Source organism: Aquirufa sp., assembly GCF_044239315.1.
Lineage (GTDB): Bacteria > Bacteroidota > Bacteroidia > Cytophagales > Spirosomataceae > Aquirufa.
The window spans coordinates 19,821-46,115 of the sequence record NZ_JBIIBQ010000009.1 but is presented as its reverse complement, the minus strand read 5'-3'; the positions used below and the strand labels follow the sequence as shown (position 1 = coordinate 46,115).

Genomic DNA, 26,295 nt, shown 5'->3' with positions numbered 1-26,295 from the left:
ATTATGTCAGTGGAAGAAAATCAACAAAACGCACCTATTTATAACGACGATAGTATTCGTTCCCTTGATTGGAAAGAACATATTCGGTTACGTCCGGGTATGTATATTGGTAAATTAGGCGATGGCTCGTCAGTGGATGATGGTATCTATGTACTCGTAAAGGAAATCATGGATAACTCAATCGATGAGCACATGATGGGAAACGGTAAGTCGATTGATGTGAAGATATCTGATCATAAAGTAGAGGTACGTGATTATGGCCGTGGTATTCCGCTAGGAAAAGTAATTGATTGCGTTTCTAAGATCAATACAGGTGGTAAATATGATTCAGGTGCTTTCCAAAAGTCCGTAGGTTTGAATGGTGTGGGAACGAAGGCGACTAATGCCCTTTCAAATTATTTTAAGGTACAATCCTACCGAGATGGTCAGACGAAATGGGCTGAGTTTTGTAAAGGTGAATTAACTGCAGAGTCGAAGGGAATTGAGGCGTCTAACGCTAAAAGTGGTACTCATGTTCAGTTTGAACCCGATAATACTATTTTCAAAAACTACCACTTTATCCCTCAGTATTTAGATTCTCTGTTTTGGAATTATGCCTATCTAAATGCTGGATTGACGATTAATTTCAACGGTGAAAAGTATTTTTCCCAAAATGGACTTTTCGACTTACTTTCAAAAAAGACCAACGCGGAAGAAAATCGTTACCCTATCGTTCATTTAAAGGGAAATGATATAGAATTAGCCATTACTCATAATAACCAATACGGAGAAGAATACTATTCTTTTGTGAATGGTCAAAATACAACGCAAGGCGGAACGCACCTAGCAGCTTTTAGAGAAGCGATTGTTCGAACCGTTCGTGAATTCTTTAAGAAGGATTTTGATCCATCTGATGTGCGCGCTTCAATCGTAGGAGCTATTGCTATTCGTGTGCAAGAACCTGTTTTTGAGTCCCAAACAAAGACTAAACTAGGTAGTACCACGATTTCACCTGATTCCAATTCTACCTCCATACGTACCTTTATAGGTGATTTTGTAAAAACGGAACTAGATAATTATTTACACCAAAATCCAGCTTCGGCCGATGCCTTATTAAAACGTATTCTGCAGTCAGAACGTGAACGTAAGGATATTGCGGGTATTAAGAAGTTAGCAAATGAGCGTGCAAAAAAAGCGAATCTTCATAACAAGAAATTACGTGATTGCCGTGTCCATTTATCAGATGAGAAGTCTGAAACACGTCATGATACAACGCTATTTATTACGGAGGGTGATTCTGCTTCTGGAAGTATTACTAAATCTCGCGATGTACAATTGCAAGCGGTTTTTAGTTTGAGAGGTAAGCCTTTGAATAGTTTTGGCCTAACTAAGAAAATTGTTTATGAAAATGAAGAATTTAATCTTTTGCAGCACGCTTTAGATATTGAGGATTCATTAGATAATCTTCGATACAATAAAATTGTAATTGCAACCGATGCTGATGTCGATGGGATGCACATTCGTTTATTGATACTTACTTTCTTCCTACAGTTCTTCCCTGATTTAGTTCGAAATGGTCACTTATATATTTTAGAGACTCCCCTCTTTAGAGTTAGAAATAAAAAAGAGACGCGATACTGCTATTCGGATGAGGAGCGTCGCAATGCTATAGAGGCGCTTGGACCTAAGCCTGAAATTACGCGCTTTAAGGGTTTAGGTGAGATTTCACCAGAGGAATTTGGGAACTTTATTGGTGAGGATATCAAGTTAGAACCAGTGATTCTTGAAAAAGATTTTACGATTCCTCAATTGCTTACCTATTATATGGGTAAGAATACTCCTGAGCGCCAAAAGTTCATTATAGATAATTTGGTCGTCGAAAAAGACTTAGAAGAAGTTTTATTAGGCTAATTAAAAATTCAATTCAAGGAGTTGCTTCAGTTCTTTCAAGGCTTTAGCATCTCCTTTTTTTTCTGCCATTTCAATTCCCTGTTTGATTATTTCTTCAGCCTTCTTCTCCTGCTCTTCTTCTAAAAGTGCGTTTGCATAGGTGTAATAGGAAGCAATATAATCTGGAAAATCAGTTAACAATTTAGTATACAGGCCAAAAGCTTCTTCTATCGCCCCCTCTTTTTGACATTCAATAGCCAATAAATAGTAATTAAACGGATCTTCTGGATCTAAATTAATCTCTTTTTTTATAAATTCTTTGCGATCCATTTTGCTAAATTAAAAACAAATTAGTATGCTTGCATAACAATTTTAATCTGCCATGAAAATACTAGTCTGTATCTCTTGTGTCCCTGACACTACCTCAAAAATAGCAATAGATCCGTTAACCTCCCAAATAAGTAGTCAGGGTTTAACATTTATTGTAGGTCCTTATGATGATTATGCGCTTTCTAGAGCTATCGAAATAAAAGAAAGCTCTGGGGCCGAAGTGATTGTTTTGCACGTAGGTGGCTCTGATTCAGAAGCGCTTATACGTAAATGTTTAGCCTTGGGAGCTGATTCTGCCGTCCGTATCGATGGCAATCCGACAAGTTCTTCCCAAATAGCTTCAGCCATTGTAGCTTATGTAGAGCAAAATCCGATGGATTTAATATTGATGGGAAAAGAATCCATTGATTATAATTCTGGGATCATTCATGGATTAGTGGCTGGTGGCTTAGGATATACGCATTTCAATCCGGTAATGCATTTAGATATTGAAGGTGAAGGTCTAAATTTGGAGGTTGAAATGGATGGTGGCAAAATGGAGGTTTATTGTCCCCTGCCAGCTGTATTAGGATGCCAAGAGCCAATTGCAGAATGGAAAATACCCTCGATGCGTGGTATAATGACAGCGCGTACAAAAGAAATAGTGGTTTTAACTTTAAATTCAGATAACCACATTCAACTTGTCAAAGCAGACATTGCCGAAACAGCGCGCAAGCATACGATGATACCCGCTGAAAATGCTGAGCAATTAATTGATTTATTAAGAACCGAGACAAACGTATTATAAGATGAATAAGGTAGCCATTATTGCACAAACAAAGGAAGGTCAATTATCAGATACTTCAAAACAACTGATTTCATTTTTATCTTCTTTTAAGCCTGAATCCATACTAATTTTAGCTATTGGTGATGTTAAGTTTACCTCTACTGCTTCTTCAAGGCCTGTGGATGTTATTCATTTAGCAGAGGGTCTTTGGTCAGACTCATCTACCGTTCAACCTTTATTGTCTGTATTGGATGGTTTTCATGTTTTTGGCATAAAATCAATACAAATAGACAATTTGCTCTCTTTATTAGCGGCGAGCGCTAAGAAAGAGATGGTATCCGGTATACAGCAACTCCAATTTTCAAACGGTACCTTTATTATAAGTAAATCTATTTTTTCAGGAAAAGCATCGCTTTCTTTAACTTCTCAATCAGCTACCTACTTTAGCTTAAATCGTAATTTCGATTTTAGTGGCAGTGTAGAATTATCAGAACAAAATGTAGGAACATCCACTTCATTAATACAATCAACTACTAGTGAGGCATCCATCAAAACATTAAAACCTATTACAGGCTCCATTCCTCTTCCAGAAGCTACTCTGGTGGTAGGAGCCGGTCGTGGTTTTAAGGATCCAGGTAATTGGACTATAGTTGAGGATTTAGCTAAAGCATTAGGTGCCGCTACAGCCTGCTCTAAGCCTGTATCTGATTTAAACTGGCGTCCACACCACGAACATGTAGGCCAAACCGGTGTAAAAATCTCTCCAAATCTCTATATTGCTTGTGGCATTTCTGGAGCTATTCAGCATTTAGCTGGTGTCAACGGTTCACGCATAGTCGTTGTAATAAATAATGACCCTGAAGCACCATTTTTCAAACATGCAGACTATGGAATAGTAGGAGATGTTAATGATATCTTACCAAGATTAACAAAAAAGCTTCAATCTCATTAAAATTAGCGGTCTAATTGGTACATTTGTATTTTACTATAGGCCTTTGAAAGAGTTTGTACCTTTGCGTATTCTATCTGTGAATCCTAGTTCTGCAGGAGCTAGTTCCTATATTCTATTATTAGAATCTGACAATTCACAGGCTATGCGATTTCCCATAGTCATTGGAAGCCAAGAAGCTCAATCTATCTCTGTTTATTTAGAGAATATACAGACCAGCAGGCCATTAACGCATGATTTATGCGTTAATCTTCTTTCCCATTCAAACGTTACTCTTCAGAGAGTCATAATTACTGACTTTAAGGATGGTATATTTTATGCGAATTTAGAGGTAAACAAGGATGGTGAAATCTTAGTTATAGACGCTAGACCATCTGATTCTATAGCATTAGCTATTCGTTTAGCTATTCCTATTTTGATTTCCAATAAACTATTAAGTGACATTTGTATTCCTGAAGAAGAGTTCTTAGATGAACTAGAAGATGATATGTTACTTCAGGAAAAAGTGCCAGTTATGCGATCTAAGTCCGAACTAGAAGATTTATTAAATAAAGCTTTATTAGAAGAGAACTATGAAGAAGCGGCCAAAATTAGAGATGAAATTGATAAATTATAGGTATGAAATATTCTAAAAGTCGTCCACAATCAACTCAATTGACATTGGTTATTTCCATGGCGAGTTTGGCCTTTATACTTGCTTTGTTCTTTCAATTATTTGTAAGTGTTAAATCTTGGGGTGATGAGATTAAATCTCAAATGAAGGTTTATGTATATTTAAGTGATTCACTTGAAACCTCTGATTTTGCTTCAGCGATTACTTATTTTAAATCTCGTCCGTATATAGGGATAAAATATTTAAAGCCAGATTTAGAATTTAAATCCAAAGCACAAATAGCTTCTGAATTTCTAAAATCCTCGCAGGAAGATTATAAAAGCCTTTTAGGGGAGGAAAATCCTTTTAAAAATTGCTTGATTTTAGGCATAAAGGAAGAGTACAAGAATGAAGCTTCATTTAAACAAATCGTTGCAGAGATTCAAACCAGGCCTGAAGTATATGAGGTGACTTACCCCAATACATTTATTGGGACCATATTAGGGAAAATGAAAGCAGTGGGATATGTTGGTCTTGTTTTAATCATCATTTTAGTTCTTTTCGTATACATTCAATTAGCCAATAATATTCGTTTACATATTCATGGAAACCGCGTTTTAATTAAGACGATGCAGCTACTAGGAAGTACAAATGGCTTTATTCAAAAGCCCTATTTGTTGAATTCTTTATTTGTAGGTTTCATGGGCGGTCTAATAGGATTTATTTTAGCTGATGCAGCCTTCTATTATTTTTCTACTTCAATTCCAGAGATATCTTCTTTGTTTTTTGAAGTTAGCAATCAAGTGCAGTTAGTCTTAGTATGTGTCGGTTTTTGCTCACTATTCAGTTTAATCGCTTCTTTCTTTTCAATTTCAAAGTATTTAAAAATTCAACATACAAACCTATTTTAATATGAGTCAATCGAATATGCCATTAGGTGCTAAAGACATTAAAATTCTTTTACTAGGTATTGTAATTATGTTAATTGGTTTTTTTGTGATGACCTTAGATAAAGAAGAATTTGGTTTCGGATTTTTAGGGCTAACTTTAGGCCCCATTCTTGTTTTAACTGGAATCATTATTCCTGTGTTCTCACTTTTTAAGTGGAAGCGTTAATGACAGAGATTCTTAAAACAATTATACTAGGATTAGTAGAGGGTTTAACTGAGTTTTTACCTGTCTCGTCTACGGCTCATTTAATTGTTTCTGAAAATTTATTAGGCATTGAAAATTCCAAGTTTCTTAATTTTTTCACTGTCTTTGTACAATTGGGTGCAATTGCCGCTGTCCCCTTTCTTTACTTCAAAAGGTTATTCGCCTCAGGATTATCCATTTACTATACCATTATAGCCTCATTTATCCCAGCTGTTATTTTGGGTGTTTTATTAGATGATTTATTGGAAGCCTTATTTCAAGGATACTGGTTTATTGCTGGATCATGGATTGTAGGAGGAATTATATTGATTCGGATTGATAAGTGGTTACCTACTAAGGTTGATTCGATTGAAATTCAATCAATTTCGTATTTTAACGCATTCAAAATAGGTTTATTTCAGTGTATTGCTATGATTCCAGGTGTTTCACGCTCTGGGGCAACTATTGTAGGTGGTCGAGTTTTGGGACTTAGTCATTCCGCCGCTGTGGAATATTCATTTTTATTAGGGATTCCAACTATTTTAGGTGCTTGCGCCAAAAAATTATTAGACTACCGAAATGACTTAGATGTCTTATTTACGAAGGAACACATTCAATTTTTGAGTATCGGGACAGTGATTAGTTTCATTGTTGCCTTGTTAACCATTAAGTGGATGGTGGGTTTTGTTAAGCAACATGGATTCGCTTGGTTTGGATACTATCGCATAATTATCGGGCTTTTATTAAGTATATACTTGTGGAAGAATTAACAGCCGTTCAAGATAAGTTTTATGTGATTAATAAGCCTAAAGAATGGTCTTCCTTTGATGTAGTTAAGAAGATTCGTAATCTGGGGCGATTTAAAAAGATCGGCCATGCAGGTACATTAGATCCATTAGCCACGGGAATACTTATTATGTGTGTAGGTAAATACACAAAGAAGATTGATTATTTTCAATCGCTATCTAAAACCTATAAAGGCAAACTAGTATTAGGCAAAACAACTCCTTCGATTGATTTAGAAACGGATTTTGATGGTGAATATCCGATTGATCACATTGATTCGACGCTAATGGAAGAAGTTCGTAAAACTTTTATAGGGACGATACAACAGGTCCCTCCTATTTACTCAGCAATCAAATTAAATGGTCAACGTTTGTTTACCCATGCTAGAAATGGAGTGAGTGCCGAGGAACTAAACATTAAAATTAGAGAAGTAGAAGTATATTCGATGGAAATTGATGTGACTCATTTTCCGGAGATAAGCTTTGAAATTGAATGTAGTAAAGGCACTTATATACGAAGTATAGTACGTGATTTTGGAATTAAATGTCAATCAGGCGCATTTATGAGTGAATTAGTACGAACAAAAATTGGTGATTGGGGTTTAGATAAGGCCCAAGAGGTGGCCACTTTTAATAGCGATTTACATGAAGTGCTTTTATAGTTTTGATTCAGTACAGATTGAATCCGCTACAGCGGTCACAATAGGTATGTTTGATGGATTACATGTAGGTCATTTGAAGGTTATTCAAGGATGTTTAGGTATTGCTAAATCCAACGGCCTCAAAACCTGTATCATCACTTTTTCGAATCACCCTGCTGATTATTTTACGGGAAAGCGAAATGAATTATTAATGCCAAATCAGGAAAAAACGGAGGCATTAGAAGCTCTGGGGATTGATTATGCAGTAATACTTCCTTTTGATTCTTTTATTGTCGAATTACCTGCTAGAAAGTTTATTCAAGATTTACTTATTAAACGAGTTAAAGCGACTAAGGTCGTTTTAGGTTATGACAATCATTTTGGAAAGAATAGAGAAGGGTCTGTTTCTTTTATTCAAAAAGAATTTTCTAAACAATTAGAGGCTATTTCAATTGATGTAGCTAAGGTAGAAGATGTAATTGTAAGTTCATCACAAATAAAGAAATACCTTTCAGAAGGAGAAGTGGCTAAGGCCAATGCCATGTTAGGTCAAAAATTTGCTGTTTCAGGTAAGGTCGTTCACGGAAATCAAAATGGACGTAAGATTGGATTTCCTACGGCAAATATGTCACTACATGCAGATAACAAATTTATTCCCCAACTGGGCGTGTATTTATGCGAAGTGCATATTAAAGCTGGAATTTATTATGGTTTAACAAATATGGGGTACCGTCCTACTTTAAATAAAGATGAAGGAATTCACATCGAAACGCATATTTTAGGTTTTGATGAAGATATTTACGGCCAAAGAATTAAGATCAAATTTATGGAGAAGATTCGATCAGAAAAACGATTTGATTCCTTTGATGAACTAAAGAACCAAATCTCTGCCGATTTAGCTTGGGCTAAACTGTATTTAGCACAAGTTCATATAACTTCCCAAGAAAACTAATTCGTCCCCTCTCTTAGTCAACAATTCTTCAATCTTTTGATCTAATTTGTTGCCTTCAATATCTATAAAGAACCAAAATTTAAATTCATTGGTGTCTTTCTGAGGCCTAGATTCAATTTTCAATAAGTTGATTCCTCTTAATTCGAAGTCCTGCAAAAGGGATAAAAGCGCCCCAGGCTTATCATCGTTCTTTAATTTTACCGCTAAGCTAGTTTTATCCTTATCCGTCTTCTTCAAATTCTCCACTTTAGATATAATGAAAAAGCGAGTTTGATTCGAATCATTATCTTGAATGTTATCAAACAAAATGGGTAAGGAATATATCTTGGCAGCAATATGTGAACATAAGGCTGCCCCATCCTCCTCCTCAACAGCTAATTTAGCCGCACGTGAGGTTGAATCTACTTGAATAAAAAAATCTTCCTCCTGTCCAGAGAAATAATCGTTTAAAAATCCTTTACACTGTTGAAAAGCAATATCCTTTGAATAGATTCTTTTAATTCCTTGTACGCCATTATGCTTAGAAGCTAAACAAAAGTTTACTGGAATAATTATTTCAGAAATGACATATAACTTTTTTTCATTTAAAAGATCCATCGTCTCTTTTACCATTCCCTCTTGATTGTTCTCAATAGGTACCACACCGTATTTTGCTCGGCCTGTTTCAACAGACTCAAAAACAGATTTAATGGATGGTAAAGATATATAATCAGCGACAGCTCCAAATCGATTTTCAGCAGCCTGATGTGTAAAGCTACCTTCTGGGCCTAAATAACAAATAATTTCAGGCAACTCTAAATTACGCGAAACTCCAAATATCTCCAGAAAAATAGCTTCAATAGCTTCCTTCTTAAGTTTACCTATATACTGACTAGCTAAACGGTCGATAATTTCCTTCTCCCGATCGGGATGATAAATAACAGCGTTTGATGCACGTTTTAATTTGCCAATCTCCTCAACAAATTCCATTCGTTTTACTAACAATGAAAGAATGGAATCGTCTATGTGATCAATCTTGTTTCTTAATTCAGGTATATTCATGCGTAAGAATCTGCTTATTAGCTCAATTTACGAATTTAAGAAGATTTAAGGAAAGGAAATAAAAAAAGGATTTGAATAAATCCTTTTAATGTAACATGTAATTTGTGTGATTCCGTTTGGATTCGAACCAAAGACCTACTGCTTAGAAGGCAGTTGCTCTATCCAACTGAGCTACGGAACCTTAATCAACATAAAAGTCAATTTATAATTGGTGTAAAACACTTCCTCATAAATTGACTTTTGTCGGGGTGGCAGGATTCGAACCTACGACCTCTTGGTCCCAAACCAAGCGCGATACCGGGCTACGCTACACCCCGAAAATTGACTGCGGAGAGAGAGGGATTCGAACCCTCGGTACCGTTACCAGTACGCATGTTTAGCAAACATGTCCTTTCGGCCTCTCAGGCATCTCTCCTAGCATTTAAGAGAGCACAAATGTAGTAAATATATTTAGTAAATGAAATATATGGCTAAAAATTATTTGGCCAATACATCAAAACTAGATACAGATTTGCCCTCTAGACTTGTTTTACCCATTAGATATAAATCTATATTCCTTGCAGCTTCACGTCCCTCAGAAATAGCCCAAACCACAAGTGATTGACCACGTCTTGCGTCACCTGCAATGAAAACTTTCTCATTATCAGATTGATATGAAGAGTTTGCTACCAAATTACCACGTTCATCTGATTTAACGCCTACAGATATTAATTGATCAAATAAACTGTCGTGATCAGTATGTATAAAACCTGCAGCTACAAGGGCGAGGTCACATGGGATTTTTCTGCTATTAATAACCTCCTGTTCTATTTTCCCATCCTTCATATTGTAAACGATGTCACCAATAAGCAAGGCTTCTAGCTCCCCTCTATCATTTTTTATAAATTCTTGTAAAGAAATAGACCAAAGGCGCTCAACTCCTTCATCATGAGAGGTAGAGGTTCGTAACATATTTGGCCAATTAGGCCATGGTGTGTTCGAAGCTCTATCTACTGGAGGTTTAGGCATAACTTCAATTTGTGTAATTGAAGCAGCTCTGTGACGATTAGAAGTTCCTACACAATCAGAACCTGTGTCGCCCCCACCGATTATAACCACATGTTTTCCTTCAGCATAAATATTTGTATTGTGGTATTTTTCACCTTTGTGATTTACTTCTAAATTAATAGATGCATTACGCTTATTTTGTTGCGATAAAAATTCCATGGCAGGATAAATACCAAGTGCATCATTTCCTTTTGCTAAAATAACACGAGGAGTTGTGCTTCCTGTGGCTACTAAAACCGCATCAAAGTCATTAGTTAAATTAGCTAATTTATCTGCAGTCCCCACATTCGAATTTGTAACAAAAATTATCCCTTCTTGCTTCATTATCTCTACCCGACGCGTGACAACTGACTTATCTAATTTAAAATCTGGAATACCATAACGCAATAAACCGCCTATTTGATCAGCACGTTCATAGACCGTGACAAAGTGCCCTGCCTTATTCAATTGGGCAGCAGCAGCTAAACCTGCAGGTCCAGAGCCGATGATTGCAATTTTCTTGTCTGTACGCACTTTAGGCACAAATGGAATAACCCAACCCTCAGCATATGCTTTCTCTATAATTGATTTCTCAATTAACTCGATGGCCACAGCAGGCTTATTAATACCTAATACACAGGAGGACTCACATGGTGCGGGACAAATTCGACCCGTAAACTCAGGAAAGTTATTTGTTGTACTTAAAATATCATAGGCATACTTCCAATTTTGCTCATAAACAGCATCATTAAATTCAGGGATAACATTTCCAAGCGGACAACCATTATGACAAAATGGTGTGCCACAATCCATACAACGACTCGCTTGCGCTTCTGTGTCAGCTGTAGAATTTAGTATTTCTATTTCTTTGTAATCATTCACACGCTCAGATACAGCTCTTTTAGGAGCTAATTTGCGGTCAATTTCCAAAAATCCTGTAGGCTTACCCATTCTTTCTTATTTTAAATCTACTCTAATATCTTGATACACTCTGTCTTTATCTGCTAGTACATCAGAAATACTTAACTTTCTTGTACTTAATGCATTCTTATAATCTACTGGCAACACTTTTTTAAATTGACTTGATAAGGCATTGAAATTATCAAATACTAATTTTCCTTTCACTGAATTAGTTAGTGAAACGTGTTTTTCCAAATACATTAAAATGATGTTTTTATCTTCTGGAGTTAACTCAGTGATTTCTACCATCTCCCGATTCACTTTTGCGTCAAACGTATTTTGTTCATCTAAAACATAAGCAACACCACCAGACATTCCTGCGCCAAAGTTCCTTCCTGTATTACCTAAAATAATAACTAAACCTCCCGTCATGTACTCACAACCGTGATCACCAATTCCTTCAACAACTACTTTCGCACCAGAATTTCTAACGCAAAAACGCTCACCAGCCATACCCGCTAAATAAGCTTCACCTGAAGTAGCTCCATAGAATGAAACATTACCTACAATAGAGTTTTCTGATGCTTTAAACGTTGCTTGTGGAGATGGATAAGCTACGAGAGTTGCTCCGCACAGACCTTTTCCAATATAGTCATTTGAATCTCCTTCTATTTCAAAATGGATTCCCCTCACTGCAAATGCACCAAAAGATTGACCTGCTGTACCTGTAAACTTAATCTTGATCGTATCAGCTGGCAAGCCTTTTTCACCATATTTCTTTGTTATTTCATTCGATAAGATAGTACCTACCGAACGGTTTACATTAATAATATTAAGTTCAGAACTTACTTTCTCTCCTTTATCAATTGCCGGTTTAGCTATTTTTAATAACTCCCAATCTAGTTGATCATCTAATCCATGATCTTGCTCTTCTGATTTAAATACAGCAACTCCTTCTGTTAAAGCTGCAGGCGCTAAAATTGGATTTAAGTCTAAATTTTTGAATTTCCAATGTCCAGATAAATCTTTCATTTCTAAGAGATCCACTCGGCCTACCATTTCTTCTAATTTGCGGAAACCTAGCTCAGCCATTATCTCTCTTAATTCTTGAGCTAAAAAGTGGAATAAATTCACCACATGATCTGCTTGACCTGTATACAATGCTCTTAATTCAGGATTTTGTGTAGCCACTCCTACTGGACAAGTATTCAAGTGGCATTTACGCATCATGATACACCCTGCAGTAACGAGTGCAGCTGTTGCGACACCAAATTCCTCTGCTCCTAACATAGCAGCGACTGCAATATCTTTACCTGTTTTAATTTGACCATCGGCTTGAATGGTAACACGCCCACGAAGTTTGTTCTTTACTAAAGTTTGGTGAGTTTCTGCTAACCCAAGCTCCCAAGGCAAACCAGCATGACGAATAGATGATAAGGGGGATGCTCCTGTACCCCCATCATAACCAGCTATCAAAATGTGATCAGCATGTGCTTTTGCGACACCTGCTGCAATGGTTCCTACACCAGCTTCAGAAACTAACTTAACAGAAATTCTTGCTGCTCTATTCGCATTTTTTAAATCAAAAATTAATTGAGCTAAATCTTCAATTGAATAGATATCATGGTGAGGCGGTGGAGAAATTAAACCTACTCCAGGCGTGCTGTGACGTGTTTTACCAATCCAGTCATCTACCTTATGCCCTGGAAGTTGACCTCCTTCACCTGGTTTTGCACCCTGAGCCATTTTAATTTGAAGCTCAGTAGCATTCGTTAAATAATTAGCTGTCACACCAAAACGTCCAGAAGCAACTTGCTTAATGGCGGAATTCATTGAATCTCCATTAGCCATCTTTTCAAAACGAATAGGATCTTCACCCCCTTCGCCCGTGTTAGATTTACCACCAATACGGTTCATCGCAATAGCTAAAGTAGTATGAGCTTCATAAGAAATGGAACCAAATGACATGGCACCAGTCGCAAACCGCGCTAATATATTTTCAACCGGTTCCACTTCATCAATCGATATCGCCTTACTTGATTTAAATTTCAATAAACCGCGAAGTGTAATCGTCTTTTTAGTCTGATCATCAATTAATTGAGCATACTTTTTATAAACGGAATAGTCATTCTGCCTAGTCGCCTGCTGCAATAAGTGGATAGTAGCAGGATTAAATAAGTGTTCCTCGCCCCGCTGTTTCCACTGGTAAATACCACCAACTTCTAATTTAGGGGAATCTTGCTTTCTTAATAAATAACCGGAGGAATGCTTGATTAGCGCTTCTTTGGCAATGATATCTAAATTAATTCCACCAATTCGAGAAATCGAACCACTGAAATAAGTATCTACCACTTCTTTACCTAAACCTAGAATTTCAAAAATCTGAGCACCCTGATAGGATTGTAATGTTGAGATACCCATTTTAGAGAAAATCTTTAATAATTCTCCATTAACGGCTTTGATATAATTGTATTCTAACTTATCATAACTCAAATCTTTATTAACAAAGCCTTGTTCTTTCATAGCTTTGATGGTTTCAAATGCCATATATGGATTAATGGCACTGGCCCCGTAACCAATTAAAGTAGCGAAATGATGGGTCTCCCATACGTCTCCAGCTTCAATGATAATACCCACTTTTGCCCTTTTCTTCGTACGAATCAAATGATTATGCACAGAAGCCAAAGCTAATAAGGAAGGAATGGGTGCATGAGAACTATCTATTCCACGATCAGTCAATAAAATGATAGAATACCCATCATCGACCGCATCTTCAGCGTAATGATTAATTCGATCTAAAGCCTTTTTAAGTACACCTTCTTCTTCTGAGGCGCGAAAAGTCATGTGAATCGACTTCGTTTGAAAATTCTCATGATCAATCCAACGTATCTTCTCCACCTCCTTGTTGCGCAATACGGGTTGTTGAATCTCAATTTGACGACAATGTGTTGGACTCTCCTCTAATAAATTAGACAATCCACCAATATCAGATAAAAGAGACATAACCATCCTTTCCCGAATAGGGTCAATAGGTGGATTAGTCACTTGAGCAAACAATTGCTTGAAATAAGAGGATAAATGCTGCGCTTTTTCAGATAATACAGCTAAAGGAGTGTCAATACCCATTGAACCTAATGCTTCCTTACCTGTTTCAGCCATTTGTGCTAACACAACTCGGATATCTTCAGTCGTAAACCCAAAGATTTGCTGTCTAGACACTAATTCGATTGCTTTAGGTTGTCTGTACTCAGACCCAGCTTCTGGTAAATCTTCTACGCGAATCTTATTTTTCAATAGCCACTCACCATAAGGTTGTTGTTGACAAATTACCTCCTTTAATTCTTCGTCCGGTATTATGCGCCCTTGTTCCATATCCACTACGAACATTTTACCTGGCTGCAAACGACCTTTTGAAACGATTGTAGCAGGATCTAAATCAAGTACACCAGCCTCAGAGGCCATAATTACATGGTCATCAGATGTCACCCAGTAACGTGAGGGACGCAAACCGTTTCTATCTAAAGTGGCACCAATCATTTTTCCATCGGTAAACGAGATACTAGCAGGGCCATCCCAAGGCTCCATCATCGCCGCATGGTATTCGTAGAAATCCTTCTTGTATTTCTTCATGCTCTCATTACCATCCCATGCTTCTGGTATTAACATCATCATGACATGTGGCAAAGAACGACCTGTTAGATATAATAATTCAATTGCGTTATCTAAAATCGCAGAATCTGATTGCCCTAAACTACATACGGGAAGAATCATATCTAATTCTTCTTGCGTAAAGTATTTACTTGAAAACAAAGCGGACTGAGCTTGCATCCAGGATGAATTACCTTTTACAGTATTAATTTCTCCATTATGTGCAATGAATCGAAAAGGCTGTGCTAGCTTCCACTCCGGAAAAGTATTCGTTGAGAAACGCGAGTGTACGATTGCCAGAGCAGAAGTAAAATTCTCTTGAAAAAGGTCCAGAAAATAGCCGGGAACCTGCATCGTTGTCAACATACCCTTGTATATAATAGTGCGGCATGACAAAGAAGCAAAGTAAAATTTATTATTTAATCCAGTAATCGTTTCATTTAACAACTTGGAAACATACTGTCTAAAAACATAAAGCTTTCTCTCAAAATCAATTTCAGAAGCACAATCAGCTGGTCTTTCAATAAATAATTGCTGAATTGATGGTTCTGCATTACCTGATTCCGCTCCAGTTATTTCCGAATTATTTACTGGTACTATTCTATAGCCTAAAACACGCAAACCCAATTTCTTAGATTTACGCTCAATAACCTCTTTACACTCCTTTATTAAAGTTTCATCGGTAGGGAAAAAGACCATTCCCACGCCATAGTTACCTAAAGAAGGTAAGGCAAAACCTAATGAACTAGTTTCTTCCAAAAAGAATTCATGTGGAAGCTGTACTAAGACACCTGCGCCATCGCCTGAATTAGGATCGCAGCCGCATGCCCCGCGGTGATCCATGCGAATCAGCATTTTAATGGAATCCTGAACAATCCGATGAGACTTAATGCCTTTCAAACTAGCTACAAAGCCGATTCCACATGCATCATGTTCAAATTCTTTTCTGTATAAACCTACCTCATTCGGATTTTTCATATGAAACTATAAATATTCTAATATTAATAATAATTAATCACAAGTAGCAAAATAGGAGTATTAATCTATTTATAATAGATAATACACCTATTTTCAAATTTAATTAAAAATAAATTTGGCAAATAGATAAAATAACAAAATATTCTTCGGAATATTAAATATCAAAAATGATGCACAAATAATCTCGAAATAATGCAATTTTAGTCGTAATCCTCTCCGTAGGATTCACCAAATTCACTCTCCCCCTCGGTATCATCCTCGTCTTGAAACTCATTCTCGAGATCATTTAAATAGATAGCATCAACTCCTTCTTGAACCGTATTTAGTAAGGTTAGGTTCTCTATTTTCGCCGTATCTAATCTTTCTGCAATGGATTCATTTTTAGTTACCACGACAAACAATCCACCCTCGTTCGTACAAATTTTAGTCCCTTTACGAATCGCAGAAACGCCATATCCATCTAAATCTAATGTCTTAGTGAGATTTAAAATAATATTAGCATAGTCTTTTTTAAACAAAAGACGAATAGCGTTTTCTAATTCTTCTGCATTTATGGCCGCTAATTGTTCAGCTTTCCAATCAATTACGGCATAACTTTCATTTTGTTCTAGTTGAAGTGAATTTACGTTAGACATTTTTTAAATACTGGATTGTGTTATTGTATATACGATTAGTTAAATCTTCTTGTGGCTCTTTCTTAAACTTTAAACCTGTTATTTCTTCATAAAGCAAAATATATCGCTCTGAAATTTGGTTAACAAAATCATCGGTTATGTGAGGTATGCTTTGTCCCTCTTTTCCTTGAAAGCCATTTGCTATAAGCCATTCTCTTACGAACTCCTTAGATAATTGCTTTTGTGGTAATCCCTTTTCCAGCAATTGTGCATAAGGCTCCTTATAAAAATAACGAGATGAATCAGGAGTATGGATTTCATCCATAAGCATAATTTCATTTTGGTATAGACCAAATTCATATTTAGTATCTACTAAAATTAAGCCCTTTTCAGAAGCCATTGCTTGCCCTCTTTGAAACAAACGATGCGTAATGGCACATAATTCTTCCATATGCTCTTTTGAAACAATTCCTTGTTCAATAATAGCTCCAACAGATATATCCTCATCATGTCCTTCGCTAGCCTTTGTTGTAGGAGTAATAATTGGCAAAGGTAATCGTTGATTTTCCACCAACCCATCTGGTAAGTCAACCCCACATACTTGACGTTTTCCTGCCTTATACTCTCTCCAAAGATGACCAACTAAGTAACCTCTAATAACCATTTCTATAGCAAATGGCTTACATTTTAAACCAAAAGCAGCGTTAGGGTCCGGTGTAGCTAATAGCCAATTAGGGACGATATCAGATGTGTTTTGAAGAAAATAACTAGCAATTTGATTTAAAACTTGACCTTTAAAGGGGATTAATTTAGGCAAGACCACATCAAAAGCTGATATGCGATCTGATGTGATCATTAATAAATTGTCTCCTATTCCATAAACATCACGTACTTTTCCTTTATAGAATGACGTTTGATTAGGGAATTGATAAGGTGTGATGTTCATGGTTTGGCTAATTAATAGATAAGATTTTTCTGCTTTTTCTTCATTAAATCAAGTAAAGATAAAGCTTCTTGTGTATTTATTTTTTGTGATTGGCTAATCACTTGAGAGGAATATGACTGCTTCTTCAATTTGTTTTGTGGAAAATTGATGGCGTACAATTCATAAGCCCTCACAAGTGTATCTATATTTCCATTTTTAATAATAGAATTATGTAGATCAGCTAAACCTTTTTTTGAATCACCATTTTGGGCTTCAATATGACTATATAAAATGTCATTGGCAATTGAATTATCATTTATAGCTAATTGAAATGACTTTTCATCTTTTAGATGTGTTTTTAATTCTAACACAGCAATTAATTTTTCAATTTCAATATTAACAAAAATAGAAGAGTGCTGAATCACTTTAGCAGATACCAGGGCTTCTTTGTACTTTTTATTAGCTACCAATGTATTTAATTGAGTTATTTGACCATTATATTCTTGTGATGATCTAGAGTATAAACCGTCATAAAATAGCATGAAAATATAAAACAGCGTAGAAAACATCTATATTTTAATGGCCTTTGTTGTAAAAACTATATCAATAAACAGTAATAATAATATGGTAATCACGATATAAATCTTTACAAAGGTATTACCAATCCAGGTAGATAATGTATTCTTAGATGAGAAAATAGAATTCCCCTGAAAGTCTTTTTTGATAAATTCCCATTCAGTTCCTTGAAATCGGTAAATTAAAAACTGTTCATCTGCTGGTTTAAATCGCAATTGATCCTGAAAAATATGCTTTTCGTGATTAAAGGAAGTGGCATGAGACTGTTCTAGTAGATTTTGAAATGATTCATAATTAGTGGAGGGTATGATTTGTTCAAAAAAATTACCTTTGGAATTATACAGTACCAACACATAATTACTGCTTTGAGGCCTTTGTTTAAAATCATCTAGTAGTTTATTCCAAGTTAAGCTAGAAGCATTACCTGAAATAACAAACATGATTGTTTCCACCTTCTCTCTAGATTTATCGCCTGAATTGGTTGCATCTAATGAATAAAAGCAAAGGGATAAAAATGAAATTAATAGAAGTAATCGAATAAAATACTTCAATAGAATCAATCTGGAAACCTTGAAAACCTTACCTCTTGCAATATAATATTTGTAACCTATCAATAATGTTGAAAAGAGAAAAATACATAACAATAGGGTTCCAATTTCTTTTAAATTCATAAATGGGGGGAATTCAATAGAATTTAATTGTTAATTTTACCATTCTTTCAAAATTAGCATGGATATATTAAAAAGTAAGCGATTAGATCACTTAAAATACGAAATTCGCGGACCTGTTTATGATAAAGCATTAGCTCTTCAGAATCAAGGGTATAAAATCACTTCCTTAAACATTGGTAATCCAGCTGCTTTTGGCTTTGAGACACCCGATGAAATAGTTCATGATATAATTGTAAATATACGAAATGCTCAGGGATATGTTGATTCACGTGGTCTATTTGCAGCGCGTAAAGCAGTAATGCAGTATTACCAAAATCAAGGAGTCAAGAATATATTGATTGAAGATATTTACATAGGAAATGGGGTTAGTGAGTTGATTTCTTTAGTGATGACTGCCTTGTTAAATACGGATGATGAAGTATTAATACCTGCTCCAGATTATCCTCTTTGGACGACAGTCGCTGGGCTAGCAGGAGGTAAAGCGATACATTATACGTGTGATGAAGCTAATGAGTGGGCACCAGATTTAGCAGATATGGAGGCTAAGATAAATAATAATACTAGAGCCATCGTATTAATTAACCCCAATAATCCAACCGGAGCAGTTTACAGTAAGGAAACAGTAAAACAAGTTGTTGCCCTAGCTGCGAAGTATCAATTAGTTTTATTTGCAGATGAAATTTATGATAAAATCTTGTATGATGGAACCACCCACCATACGGCTGCCGGATTATCAGATGATATATTAATTATCACTATGGGTGGATTATCAAAAAATTATCGAGCTGCTGGATTTAGAGGTGGATGGATGATTTTAACGGGTGCAAAACATAAGGCCAAATCTTATATTGAGGGTTTAAATTTTCTATTTTCTACACGTCTTTGTGCTAATGTCATTACGCAATATGGGATACAAACTGCTTTAGGAGGCTATCAGTCAATTAATGATTTAGTGGCTAAAGAGGGCAGATTAAATCGTCAAATGAACCTTGCCTACGAGCGAATGAATGCCATTGACGGCGTTAGTGTGGTTAAACCTAAAGGGGCGTTGTATTTATTTCCAAAGATTGACCTATCTAAATTCAATTTCGAAGATGATAATCATTTTGTTATGTCGTTGCTAGAAGAACAGAAGATACTGGTTGTGGGTGGTCAAGGATTTAATATAAAAGGAAATGATCATTTTAGAATTGTGTTTTTACCTCATGTAGAACAATTAGGTGTTGCTTTAGATAAAATCGCTCTTCACTTTGAAAATTACCGCAAATGATTTTTAATGAATTTTCTCGTAAACAAAAGCTGTTTATATTCCTGTTTGGAGTATTTTTAACAAATGCTATAGTAGCTGAGATAATTGGAGTTAAAATCGTAAGCATAGAGCGAACACTTGGGTTCTCACCCCTTCATTTGGAAACACCCTGGGGAGAGTTTTGGGACCTAAATCAAACAGCTGGGGCTTTGAATTGGCCAATTGTTTTTATTACATCAGACATTATTAATGACTATTTTGGAAAAAAAGGTGTGCGATTCATTTCATTCACTACTGCCCTATTTATAGCTTTTTCCTTTTTTATAATCTATATAGCTACCCTATTAGTTCCTGCCGATTTTTGGGTAGATGTAAACAAGGGTTCGGAGAGTTTTAATATCAATACGGCCTTCGCCCGAATTTTTCGTCAAGGTTTAGGAATTATTTTGGGGTCTTTATCAGCTTTTTTAGTGAGTCAGATTATCGACGCATTGGTTTTTGAGAAAATAAAATCACGCACCGGGTCGAAGCACATTTGGCTAAGAGCAACTGGTTCTACCTTAATTTCTCAATTAATCGATAGTGTATTAGTGATTGGAATCGCTTTCTATCTTTTCGGCAATTGGACTTTTGCTCAATGGATGAATGTTTCTTTAAATAATTACTTCTATAAATTCATCGTTGCAATTCTATTTACACCCTTACTTTACGCAGCGCATTGGATGATAGAAAGATATTTAAAGGAGGAGAAAACGCTTTAAATTATCAATAATGATAGCGGTAGAGATACCTACATTCAGGGATTCGGCGCTCCCAAATGAAGGAATTGTTATACGTTCGTCTAGATTTTCCAATAGTTCTTTCCGAATTCCATTTGATTCATTACCCAATATGATAAATCCCTTTTCAGGAAATTGATAATGATGAATATTTTCACCGTTCAAAACAGCGCCAATCGTTTTAATATCGGAATGTTCTTTAAAGAAAGAACCTAAATCTACATAAGTAAACTCGATTCGAGAAAAAGATCCCATTGTGGCACTAATCACCTTTGGATTATAAAATTCCGTACAATCCTCTGACAATACTAGTTGTTTAAAGCCATACCAGTCACAAATCCGAATAATGGTTCCTAGATTACCTGGGTCCCGAATTCCATCTAAAACGATGGTGTAACAATCATTGATCTTAAATGGCGAGAATTGCTTTTGCTGAACTACTGCTAAACCTATTTGGTTATTTACCAGTGTACTCAATTTTTGAATACTTTCTGTATCCAATAAATATACTGGCGCGTTTGTAGTAAGGCTGATTTGATCATTAAGTGCAACTTCTACTTCATTCAGAACAAAGAATTCAACTATAAAGTCTGATTTGATTAACTCAAGTAAGGACTTCTCCCCTTCTACTAAAAATAAATCATTCTCTTTTCTTCCTTTTTTAGAATGTAGGGAATTAATTAACTTTATTTGTTTATTAGTTAGCATCTCTTGAAAAATCAATCAATTATCGGTTTTATTGTACTAAGTTTTGGTCTCATATCTTGTGGACAATACCAATCTTTTAAAATTCCAAGTCCAATAATAAATCAAATAGACTTAGTAGGGAATCAGCAAATATCTAAAGCTGAATTACGAACCAATATACTAGGTTTAAAAAATTCATACCGTCGTTTACTGCCTGCAAAATTATACACTTATCTGGGCATAAAAAGGAAAAGAAAAGATTCTCTCGAAATTAAGCCTAGTTTTATTCAATTCTTCAAGTCTCCCAATCCAGACTTTAGTGCTATTTGGCTAACAACAAACACAGCTCAAATACAACGTTATTATCGAGAGAATGGCTTTTTGAATGCCAAAATTGAATCTAAATTAGATACAAATAACAATCTGGTTAATGTGATATTCGCCATTGATGAGGGGGAAGCTAGTTATTTTACTAAACAGGATTCAGTATCAGTTGATAATCCTATTTTGGCGGAACATGTTAACTCCTATTTGAAAGAAAATAGCATAATTAGACCAATGGGACGTTTGCAGTTATCTTTAATTAATAAAGAAAAGGAGCAATTAAGTCATCACCTTAGAAATGAGGGATATTATTATTTCTCTCCTGATGCTGTGGGTATTAGATTAAATGATTTTAAAGATTCGTCACTACAACGTATATCTTTATATTACAAGATCCCTGAGTTTAAGAATTATTCTACAATAACGAATTATGACAGACTTTACCGAATAGGATTGCCTAATTTTAGTATATCGGATCCTTATGGAAATCCTGCTGAACGCCCACCTTTAAAAAGTCTGGCTAAATTGATTAATCTCCATGAAGACGATTTGTATTCAGTAGATTTATTTAATCAAAGCTTAAAGAATATCTATCTAACAGATCAGTTTAAGACTGTTTCTATCCGTTTTGACACAACTAAAACTCGCTTATTTCCTAAGATTGAATTATTCCAAAATGAGAAATACAATTTTAGTTCTGAATTAGGCGGAAGTGTATTTAGAGGTATTCCTGGTCCATTTTTGACAAATTCATTGAAAATAAGGCGTCTTTTCTCCGGTTTAGATTATTTCGATTTTTCAACACGAATTGGATATGAGGCACAGTCCGGATTTATCAATACGACTGAAACACGTAATAACCTTGAGTTAAACTTATCAGCATCCATTAATTTTCCATTTCTTCACTTACCTAAAGTAATTGTAGGAAAACTCGGATCTTATTATGGGGCAAAAACCTCTGTTGGGGTTGGTTTTGACTTTATCAATCGTCCCGAATATCAAAGAACTAATCTAAACCTATTTCAAAGATATTCATGGCAAAAAAGTGAAAATAGCTTCTTCACTTTTTCTTTAATCGATCTTAACTTATTAAATACGTTATATCCAGAAACATCAACATCAGACTCATTTAAAGCATACCTCGAGGAATTGAAGGTGAAAGGAAATAACTTGTATCGAAGTTTCAATCCCAGTTTTGTAAGCAGCCTTTCCTTTCAATACGTGTACCGAGATTTATTACCAAGTAATGAACTTAAAAGTGGAAAAATTTTACAATTAGGACTGGAATCTGGCGGGACAACACTCAATTTTTTACCTAATTATAAGTTTAATTTTGTTACTGATTTATTAAATAATGGGCAAGAAATTCAGTTTTATAGATTTCTGCGAATAAATTTTGATTTCCGTAAATACAAAATGCTGGGCAGCAATCAAAAATCACAGATCGCCTTCAAACTGATTGGTGGAGTTGCCTATTCCTATGGCCAAGAAAATGATTTCCAATTACCATACGAAAAGAATTTCTTTATCGGTGGACCTTCGAGTGTTAGAGCCTGGAAACCTAGAAGATTAGGACCTGGGGCATATGTCTCTGCCTCAAATTTAGTGGAGCAGCCGGGAAGTATATTATTAGAATCCTCTATTGAATATCGGTTTAAATTATTTCAATTATTTGGTCAAATGAATGGAGCCTTCTTCATCGATGCTGGTAATGTTTGGAATATGACCCAAGGGAATACTGACCCTACTACTCAATTTCAATTGAGTGATTTTTATAATCAAATTGCGGTAGGAACTGGATTTGGACTTCGTTGGGACTTTAATTTCTTTTTGTTAAGACTTGATTTAGCTACGAAAGTCATCAATCCTGCAAATCCTGTAAATCAAAAATGGGTTCTGCCGCAAACCTCATTCGAAGCAGGACAAAACCCAATTGAATTTAATATTGGTATTGGCTATCCTTTTTAAGGATTATTTGCGCGCCATTACTTTCATTGCTTTCGCAACAATAGCTTCTGCATTTAAGCCGTATTTTTCCATCAGTTCAGCAGGTTTTCCAGATTCTCCGAAAGAATCATTCACTCCGACAAACTCCATCGGTGTCGGATGATTCATCGCTAGAAACTGAGCTACAGAATCGCCTAAACCACCATTGTACTGGTGCTCTTCAGCTGTAACTACACAACCAGTCTTCTTAACAGAAGCCAAAATAGCCTGAACGTCTAATGGTTTAATCGTGTGAATATTAATTACTTCTGCTTTAATTCCTTTTTCTAATAAAGCTTCGGCGGCTTGAATAGCTTCCCAAACGAGATGCCCTGTAGCTAAAATCGTAACATCTGTTCCATCTACAAGGTGAACTGCTTTACCAATTTCAAACTTCTGGTCCTCTGGAGTAAACACGGGAACTACAGGACGACCAAAACGAAGATATACTGGACCTTCATATTCAGCAATAGCAATAGTTGCCGCCTTTGTTTGATTGTAATCACATGGATTAATGACTACCATGCCTGGTAACATTTTCATCAAGCCAATATCTTCTAAAATTTGGTGGGTAGCTCCATCCTCTCCAAGTGTTAAACCCGCATGAGAACAACAGATCTTTACATTCTTGCCTGAATAAGCTACCGATTGACGAATTTGGTCATACACACGACCAGTTCCAAAATTTGCAAATGTCGTTGCAAAGGGAATAAAACCACCTAAAGTTAAACCTGCAGAGATACCAATCATGTTCGCTTCTGCAATACCTGTTTGGAAAAAACGCTCAGGGCTATTTTTTATAAAACCTTCTAATTTCAATGAACCGATCAAATCAGCACATAAAGCCACCACTTTAGGATTATGTTGACTTAAATACTCCATTCCTGCTCCAAAACCGGAACGTGTATCTTTTTTTGTTTCGTAGGTAAATAATGCCATTTCTATTTGATTAATAATCTCCTAAAGTTTCTTCTAATTGCGCTAATGCGTCTTGTAATTGTTGGTCGTTAGGTGCAACACCATGCCATTTATGAGAATACATCATAAAGTCAACACCAGCTCCCATTTCGGTCTTCATGATAATCATGATAGGGAAACCATTACCTAAAGCAGCTTTTGCCTTTATTAAGGTATTTTGAATATCCTCCGCATTATTACCATCCATGCGCATCACATTCCAGCCGAAGGCTTCATATTTTGCCTGTAAATCACGATTACTCATTACTTTCTCTGTAGGACCATCAATTTGCTGACCATTTTCATCAATGAAAGCAATCAAATTATCTACTTTATGATGAGGAGCATACATCGCTGCTTCCCAAACCTGTCCTTCATTCTGCTCTCCATCCCCCATTAGACAGTAAACAGTTGACTTATCTCCATTCAATTTCTTCGCTTGCGCAGCTCCAATCGCCACACTAAGTCCTTGTCCTAAAGAACCGGAAGCAATACGAATACCTTCTAAATGTTCATGCGGAGTCGGGTGTCCCTGCAAACGTGTATTAATCTTCCTGAAGCTAGCTAATTCAGACGTAGCGAAATAGCCACGACGAGCTAAAACACTATAAATTAAAGGAGAAATATGTCCATTAGAAAGGAAGAACAAGTCTTCATCTGTTCCATCCATATCAAACACAACTTTTCCCGTTGCATCTGTTTTCAGTTTCATAGTATTGAAGTATAGATCCACTAAAAGATCTGTACAACCTAAAGAACCACCTGGATGACCAGATTGGCAACTGTGAACCATTCTTAAAATATCTCTTCGAACCTGAGAGCTAATTTTTTGTATTTCTTGTGTTTGCATGTTAGGGTGATTAGTGAATTTGAGAACTGTGGTTCTTGGTATCCACTTTTTCAATAATGTCTGTAATAATTCCTTTATCGTCAATGATGAATGTAGTCCTAGCAACACCCATATAAGACTTACCATACATGGATTTCTCTACCCACACACCAAATGCTTCCGCAATTTGATGTTCTGGATCCGATAAAAGCGGAAATTGAAGATTGAATTTTGCTTTGAACTTCGTGTGAGAAGCATTGCTATCAATACTAACTCCTACTACCTGAAAACCTTTAGCTTTAAGAGCATCTAAATTTTCATTTAAATTACAAGCCTGTGCTGTACAACCAGGAGTATTATCTTTTGGATAAAAATAAAGAACAACTTTATTCCCAGATGGAATAGTAAAATTATTACCATCAGAATCCACCATTGAAATGGCAGGAGCTGCTTGACCAATTGTTAGTTTCATATTAGGAGATAGTTAATTCGAATAATTTTCGGCCTTCTAATGATCCTGTTAAGACATCACCTACAGCCACAGGGCCGACACCCGCAGGAGTACCTGTAAAAATGTAATCCCCTGTTTTTAATGTAAAGTACTTCGATACATCTTCAATCAATTCAGCTACATTCCAAATCATTAATCCAGAATTTCCATCCTGAACTAAGGTTTCATTTTTATGTAAACTGAAATGAATAGGGCTATCTAAAAGACTCGCTTCAAAAGGTAACATAGTGCTTACAAAAGCTGAGCCATTAAATGCCTTTGCCTTCTCCCATGGTAAACCCTTATCTTTTAATTTGCTCTGAACATCACGTGCGGTGAAATCAATACCTAATCCGTAAGAATCAATGTATTTATGCGCAAATTTTGCTTCTATATTTTTGCCCACTTTGCCTATCCTAAATACTAACTCTAATTCATAATGAACATCAGAGGAGAATTTAGGATAGTAAAAGTGACTATTTGCATCTAACAAAGCCGTATCAGGCTTTAAGAAGACTACAGGTTCTGTAGGCCTCTCATTCGATAATTCGGTGATGTGATCTACATAATTACGACCGATGCAAATAATTTTCATAG

At 35.9% G+C, this 26,295-nt stretch carries 25 protein-coding genes and 3 tRNA genes; 12 read left to right on the top strand and 16 right to left on the bottom strand.

Translation table 11 applies throughout. From position 1 onward, the window contains the following. Positions 1–3 precede the first annotated feature (3 nt). Positions 4–1,890: a DNA topoisomerase IV subunit B gene (locus ACILP5_RS04905; RefSeq protein ID WP_395617538.1), complete on the top strand. Its 1,887-nt coding sequence runs from the start codon at positions 4–6 to the stop codon at positions 1,888–1,890. Here the strand turns inward: ACILP5_RS04905 and ACILP5_RS04900 are convergent, their stop codons facing one another. After that, positions 1,891–2,199 (bottom strand): tetratricopeptide repeat protein, encoded by a 309-nt coding sequence (locus ACILP5_RS04900; RefSeq protein ID WP_395617537.1) that lies wholly within the window; start codon positions 2,197–2,199, stop codon positions 1,891–1,893. A 52-nt stretch (positions 2,200–2,251) separates the two neighbouring features. On the opposite strand from ACILP5_RS04900, the gene ACILP5_RS04895 reads away from it, so the two are divergent. The 8 genes from ACILP5_RS04895 to ACILP5_RS04860 are packed head-to-tail and all read left to right on the top strand — an operon-like array spanning position 2,252 to position 8,018. Further along, positions 2,252–2,986, top strand: coding sequence for an electron transfer flavoprotein subunit beta/FixA family protein (locus tag ACILP5_RS04895; RefSeq protein WP_395617536.1), 735 nt, complete (start codon positions 2,252–2,254; stop codon positions 2,984–2,986). Position 2,987: 1 nt separating this feature from the next. Continuing rightward, a complete protein-coding gene (locus tag ACILP5_RS04890; protein ID WP_395617535.1) occupies positions 2,988–3,917 on the top strand; it encodes an electron transfer flavoprotein subunit alpha/FixB family protein in 930 nt (309 codons plus the stop codon). Positions 3,918–3,960: 43 nt separating this feature from the next. Further along, positions 3,961–4,530, top strand: coding sequence for a bifunctional nuclease domain-containing protein (locus ACILP5_RS04885; protein ID WP_395617534.1), 570 nt, complete (start codon positions 3,961–3,963; stop codon positions 4,528–4,530). Positions 4,531–4,532: 2 nt separating this feature from the next. Further along, complete coding sequence (locus tag ACILP5_RS04880) at positions 4,533–5,417, top strand: cell division protein FtsX (protein WP_395617533.1); 885 nt, start codon at positions 4,533–4,535, stop codon at positions 5,415–5,417. A gap of 1 nt (position 5,418) precedes the next feature. Beyond that, positions 5,419–5,622, top strand: a complete 204-nt coding sequence (locus ACILP5_RS04875) for a DUF3098 domain-containing protein (RefSeq protein WP_395617532.1) — start codon at positions 5,419–5,421, stop codon at positions 5,620–5,622. Then, a complete protein-coding gene (locus tag ACILP5_RS04870; RefSeq protein WP_395617531.1) occupies positions 5,622–6,410 on the top strand; it encodes an undecaprenyl-diphosphate phosphatase in 789 nt (262 codons plus the stop codon). Before ACILP5_RS04875 ends, ACILP5_RS04870 begins: the two co-directional genes overlap by 1 nt. Beyond that, complete coding sequence (truB, locus tag ACILP5_RS04865) at positions 6,398–7,087, top strand: tRNA pseudouridine(55) synthase TruB (RefSeq protein WP_395617530.1); 690 nt, start codon at positions 6,398–6,400, stop codon at positions 7,085–7,087. Before ACILP5_RS04870 ends, truB begins: the two co-directional genes overlap by 13 nt. Further along, positions 7,071–8,018 (top strand): bifunctional riboflavin kinase/FAD synthetase, encoded by a 948-nt coding sequence (locus ACILP5_RS04860; protein ID WP_395617529.1) that lies wholly within the window; start codon positions 7,071–7,073, stop codon positions 8,016–8,018. The genes truB and ACILP5_RS04860 overlap by 17 nt, the downstream gene beginning before the upstream one ends. Here ACILP5_RS04860 and pheA read toward each other — a convergent pair. From pheA to ACILP5_RS04810, 10 genes are all read right to left on the bottom strand, one after another. Next, the gene (gene pheA / locus ACILP5_RS04855) at positions 7,983–9,059 is read right to left on the bottom strand and encodes a prephenate dehydratase (RefSeq protein ID WP_395617528.1); all 1,077 of its coding nucleotides are present in this window, start codon (positions 9,057–9,059) and stop codon (positions 7,983–7,985) included. The two genes, ACILP5_RS04860 and pheA, sit on opposite strands and share 36 nt — an antisense overlap. 107 nt (positions 9,060–9,166) lie before the next feature. Then, a tRNA-Arg gene (locus ACILP5_RS04850) sits at positions 9,167–9,240 on the bottom strand. Between the two features lie 62 nt (positions 9,241–9,302). Continuing rightward, positions 9,303–9,376: transfer RNA gene (locus ACILP5_RS04845), tRNA-Pro, on the bottom strand. Between the two features lie 11 nt (positions 9,377–9,387). Beyond that, positions 9,388–9,474, bottom strand: a tRNA-Ser gene (locus tag ACILP5_RS04840). A gap of 62 nt (positions 9,475–9,536) precedes the next feature. Beyond that, complete coding sequence (locus ACILP5_RS04835; protein ID WP_395617527.1) at positions 9,537–11,036, bottom strand: glutamate synthase subunit beta; 1,500 nt, start codon at positions 11,034–11,036, stop codon at positions 9,537–9,539. A 6-nt stretch (positions 11,037–11,042) separates the two neighbouring features. Continuing rightward, the gene (gltB, locus tag ACILP5_RS04830) at positions 11,043–15,611 is read right to left on the bottom strand and encodes a glutamate synthase large subunit (RefSeq protein WP_395617526.1); all 4,569 of its coding nucleotides are present in this window, start codon (positions 15,609–15,611) and stop codon (positions 11,043–11,045) included. A 200-nt stretch (positions 15,612–15,811) separates the two neighbouring features. Further along, a complete protein-coding gene (locus tag ACILP5_RS04825; RefSeq protein WP_395617525.1) occupies positions 15,812–16,246 on the bottom strand; it encodes an STAS domain-containing protein in 435 nt (144 codons plus the stop codon). Further along, complete coding sequence (locus ACILP5_RS04820; protein WP_395617524.1) at positions 16,239–17,171, bottom strand: phosphoribosylaminoimidazolesuccinocarboxamide synthase; 933 nt, start codon at positions 17,169–17,171, stop codon at positions 16,239–16,241. The genes ACILP5_RS04825 and ACILP5_RS04820 overlap by 8 nt, the downstream gene beginning before the upstream one ends. An 11-nt stretch (positions 17,172–17,182) precedes the next feature. Next, positions 17,183–17,719, bottom strand: coding sequence for a hypothetical protein (locus ACILP5_RS04815; RefSeq protein ID WP_395617523.1), 537 nt, complete (start codon positions 17,717–17,719; stop codon positions 17,183–17,185). Then, complete coding sequence (locus ACILP5_RS04810) at positions 17,720–18,397, bottom strand: hypothetical protein (RefSeq protein ID WP_395617522.1); 678 nt, start codon at positions 18,395–18,397, stop codon at positions 17,720–17,722. It lies immediately after the preceding gene. Positions 18,398–18,455: 58 nt separating this feature from the next. Between ACILP5_RS04810 and ACILP5_RS04805 the strand changes: the two genes are divergently transcribed. Next, positions 18,456–19,667 carry a pyridoxal phosphate-dependent aminotransferase gene (locus ACILP5_RS04805; protein WP_395617521.1) on the top strand — a complete coding sequence of 404 codons (1,212 nt, stop codon included), beginning with the start codon at positions 18,456–18,458 and terminating at the stop codon, positions 19,665–19,667. Next, positions 19,664–20,407 carry a queuosine precursor transporter gene (locus ACILP5_RS04800; RefSeq protein WP_395617520.1) on the top strand — a complete coding sequence of 248 codons (744 nt, stop codon included), beginning with the start codon at positions 19,664–19,666 and terminating at the stop codon, positions 20,405–20,407. The genes ACILP5_RS04805 and ACILP5_RS04800 overlap by 4 nt, the downstream gene beginning before the upstream one ends. Here ACILP5_RS04800 and ACILP5_RS04795 read toward each other — a convergent pair. Continuing rightward, a complete protein-coding gene (locus ACILP5_RS04795) occupies positions 20,384–21,133 on the bottom strand; it encodes a TrmH family RNA methyltransferase (RefSeq protein WP_395617519.1) in 750 nt (249 codons plus the stop codon). The genes ACILP5_RS04800 and ACILP5_RS04795 overlap by 24 nt on opposite strands. A gap of 3 nt (positions 21,134–21,136) precedes the next feature. Here ACILP5_RS04795 and ACILP5_RS04790 point away from each other — a divergent pair, with 3 nt between their 5' ends. Beyond that, positions 21,137–23,404: a BamA/TamA family outer membrane protein gene (locus ACILP5_RS04790; protein ID WP_395617518.1), complete on the top strand. Its 2,268-nt coding sequence runs from the start codon at positions 21,137–21,139 to the stop codon at positions 23,402–23,404. A gap of 3 nt (positions 23,405–23,407) precedes the next feature. Here the strand turns inward: ACILP5_RS04790 and ACILP5_RS04785 are convergent, their stop codons facing one another. Genes ACILP5_RS04785 through ACILP5_RS04770 form a run of 4 tightly spaced genes read right to left on the bottom strand, consistent with a single transcriptional unit; the run spans position 23,408 to position 26,293 of the window. Continuing rightward, complete coding sequence (locus tag ACILP5_RS04785) at positions 23,408–24,361, bottom strand: transketolase family protein (protein WP_395617517.1); 954 nt, start codon at positions 24,359–24,361, stop codon at positions 23,408–23,410. A 10-nt stretch (positions 24,362–24,371) separates the two neighbouring features. Next, positions 24,372–25,229, bottom strand: coding sequence for a transketolase (locus ACILP5_RS04780; RefSeq protein ID WP_395617516.1), 858 nt, complete (start codon positions 25,227–25,229; stop codon positions 24,372–24,374). Positions 25,230–25,239: 10 nt separating this feature from the next. Further along, positions 25,240–25,680: a thioredoxin-dependent thiol peroxidase gene (gene bcp / locus ACILP5_RS04775; RefSeq protein WP_395617515.1), complete on the bottom strand. Its 441-nt coding sequence runs from the start codon at positions 25,678–25,680 to the stop codon at positions 25,240–25,242. A gap of 1 nt (position 25,681) precedes the next feature. Then, positions 25,682–26,293: a fumarylacetoacetate hydrolase family protein gene (locus ACILP5_RS04770; RefSeq protein WP_395617514.1), complete on the bottom strand. Its 612-nt coding sequence runs from the start codon at positions 26,291–26,293 to the stop codon at positions 25,682–25,684. Between the last annotated feature and the right edge of the window lie 2 nt (positions 26,294–26,295).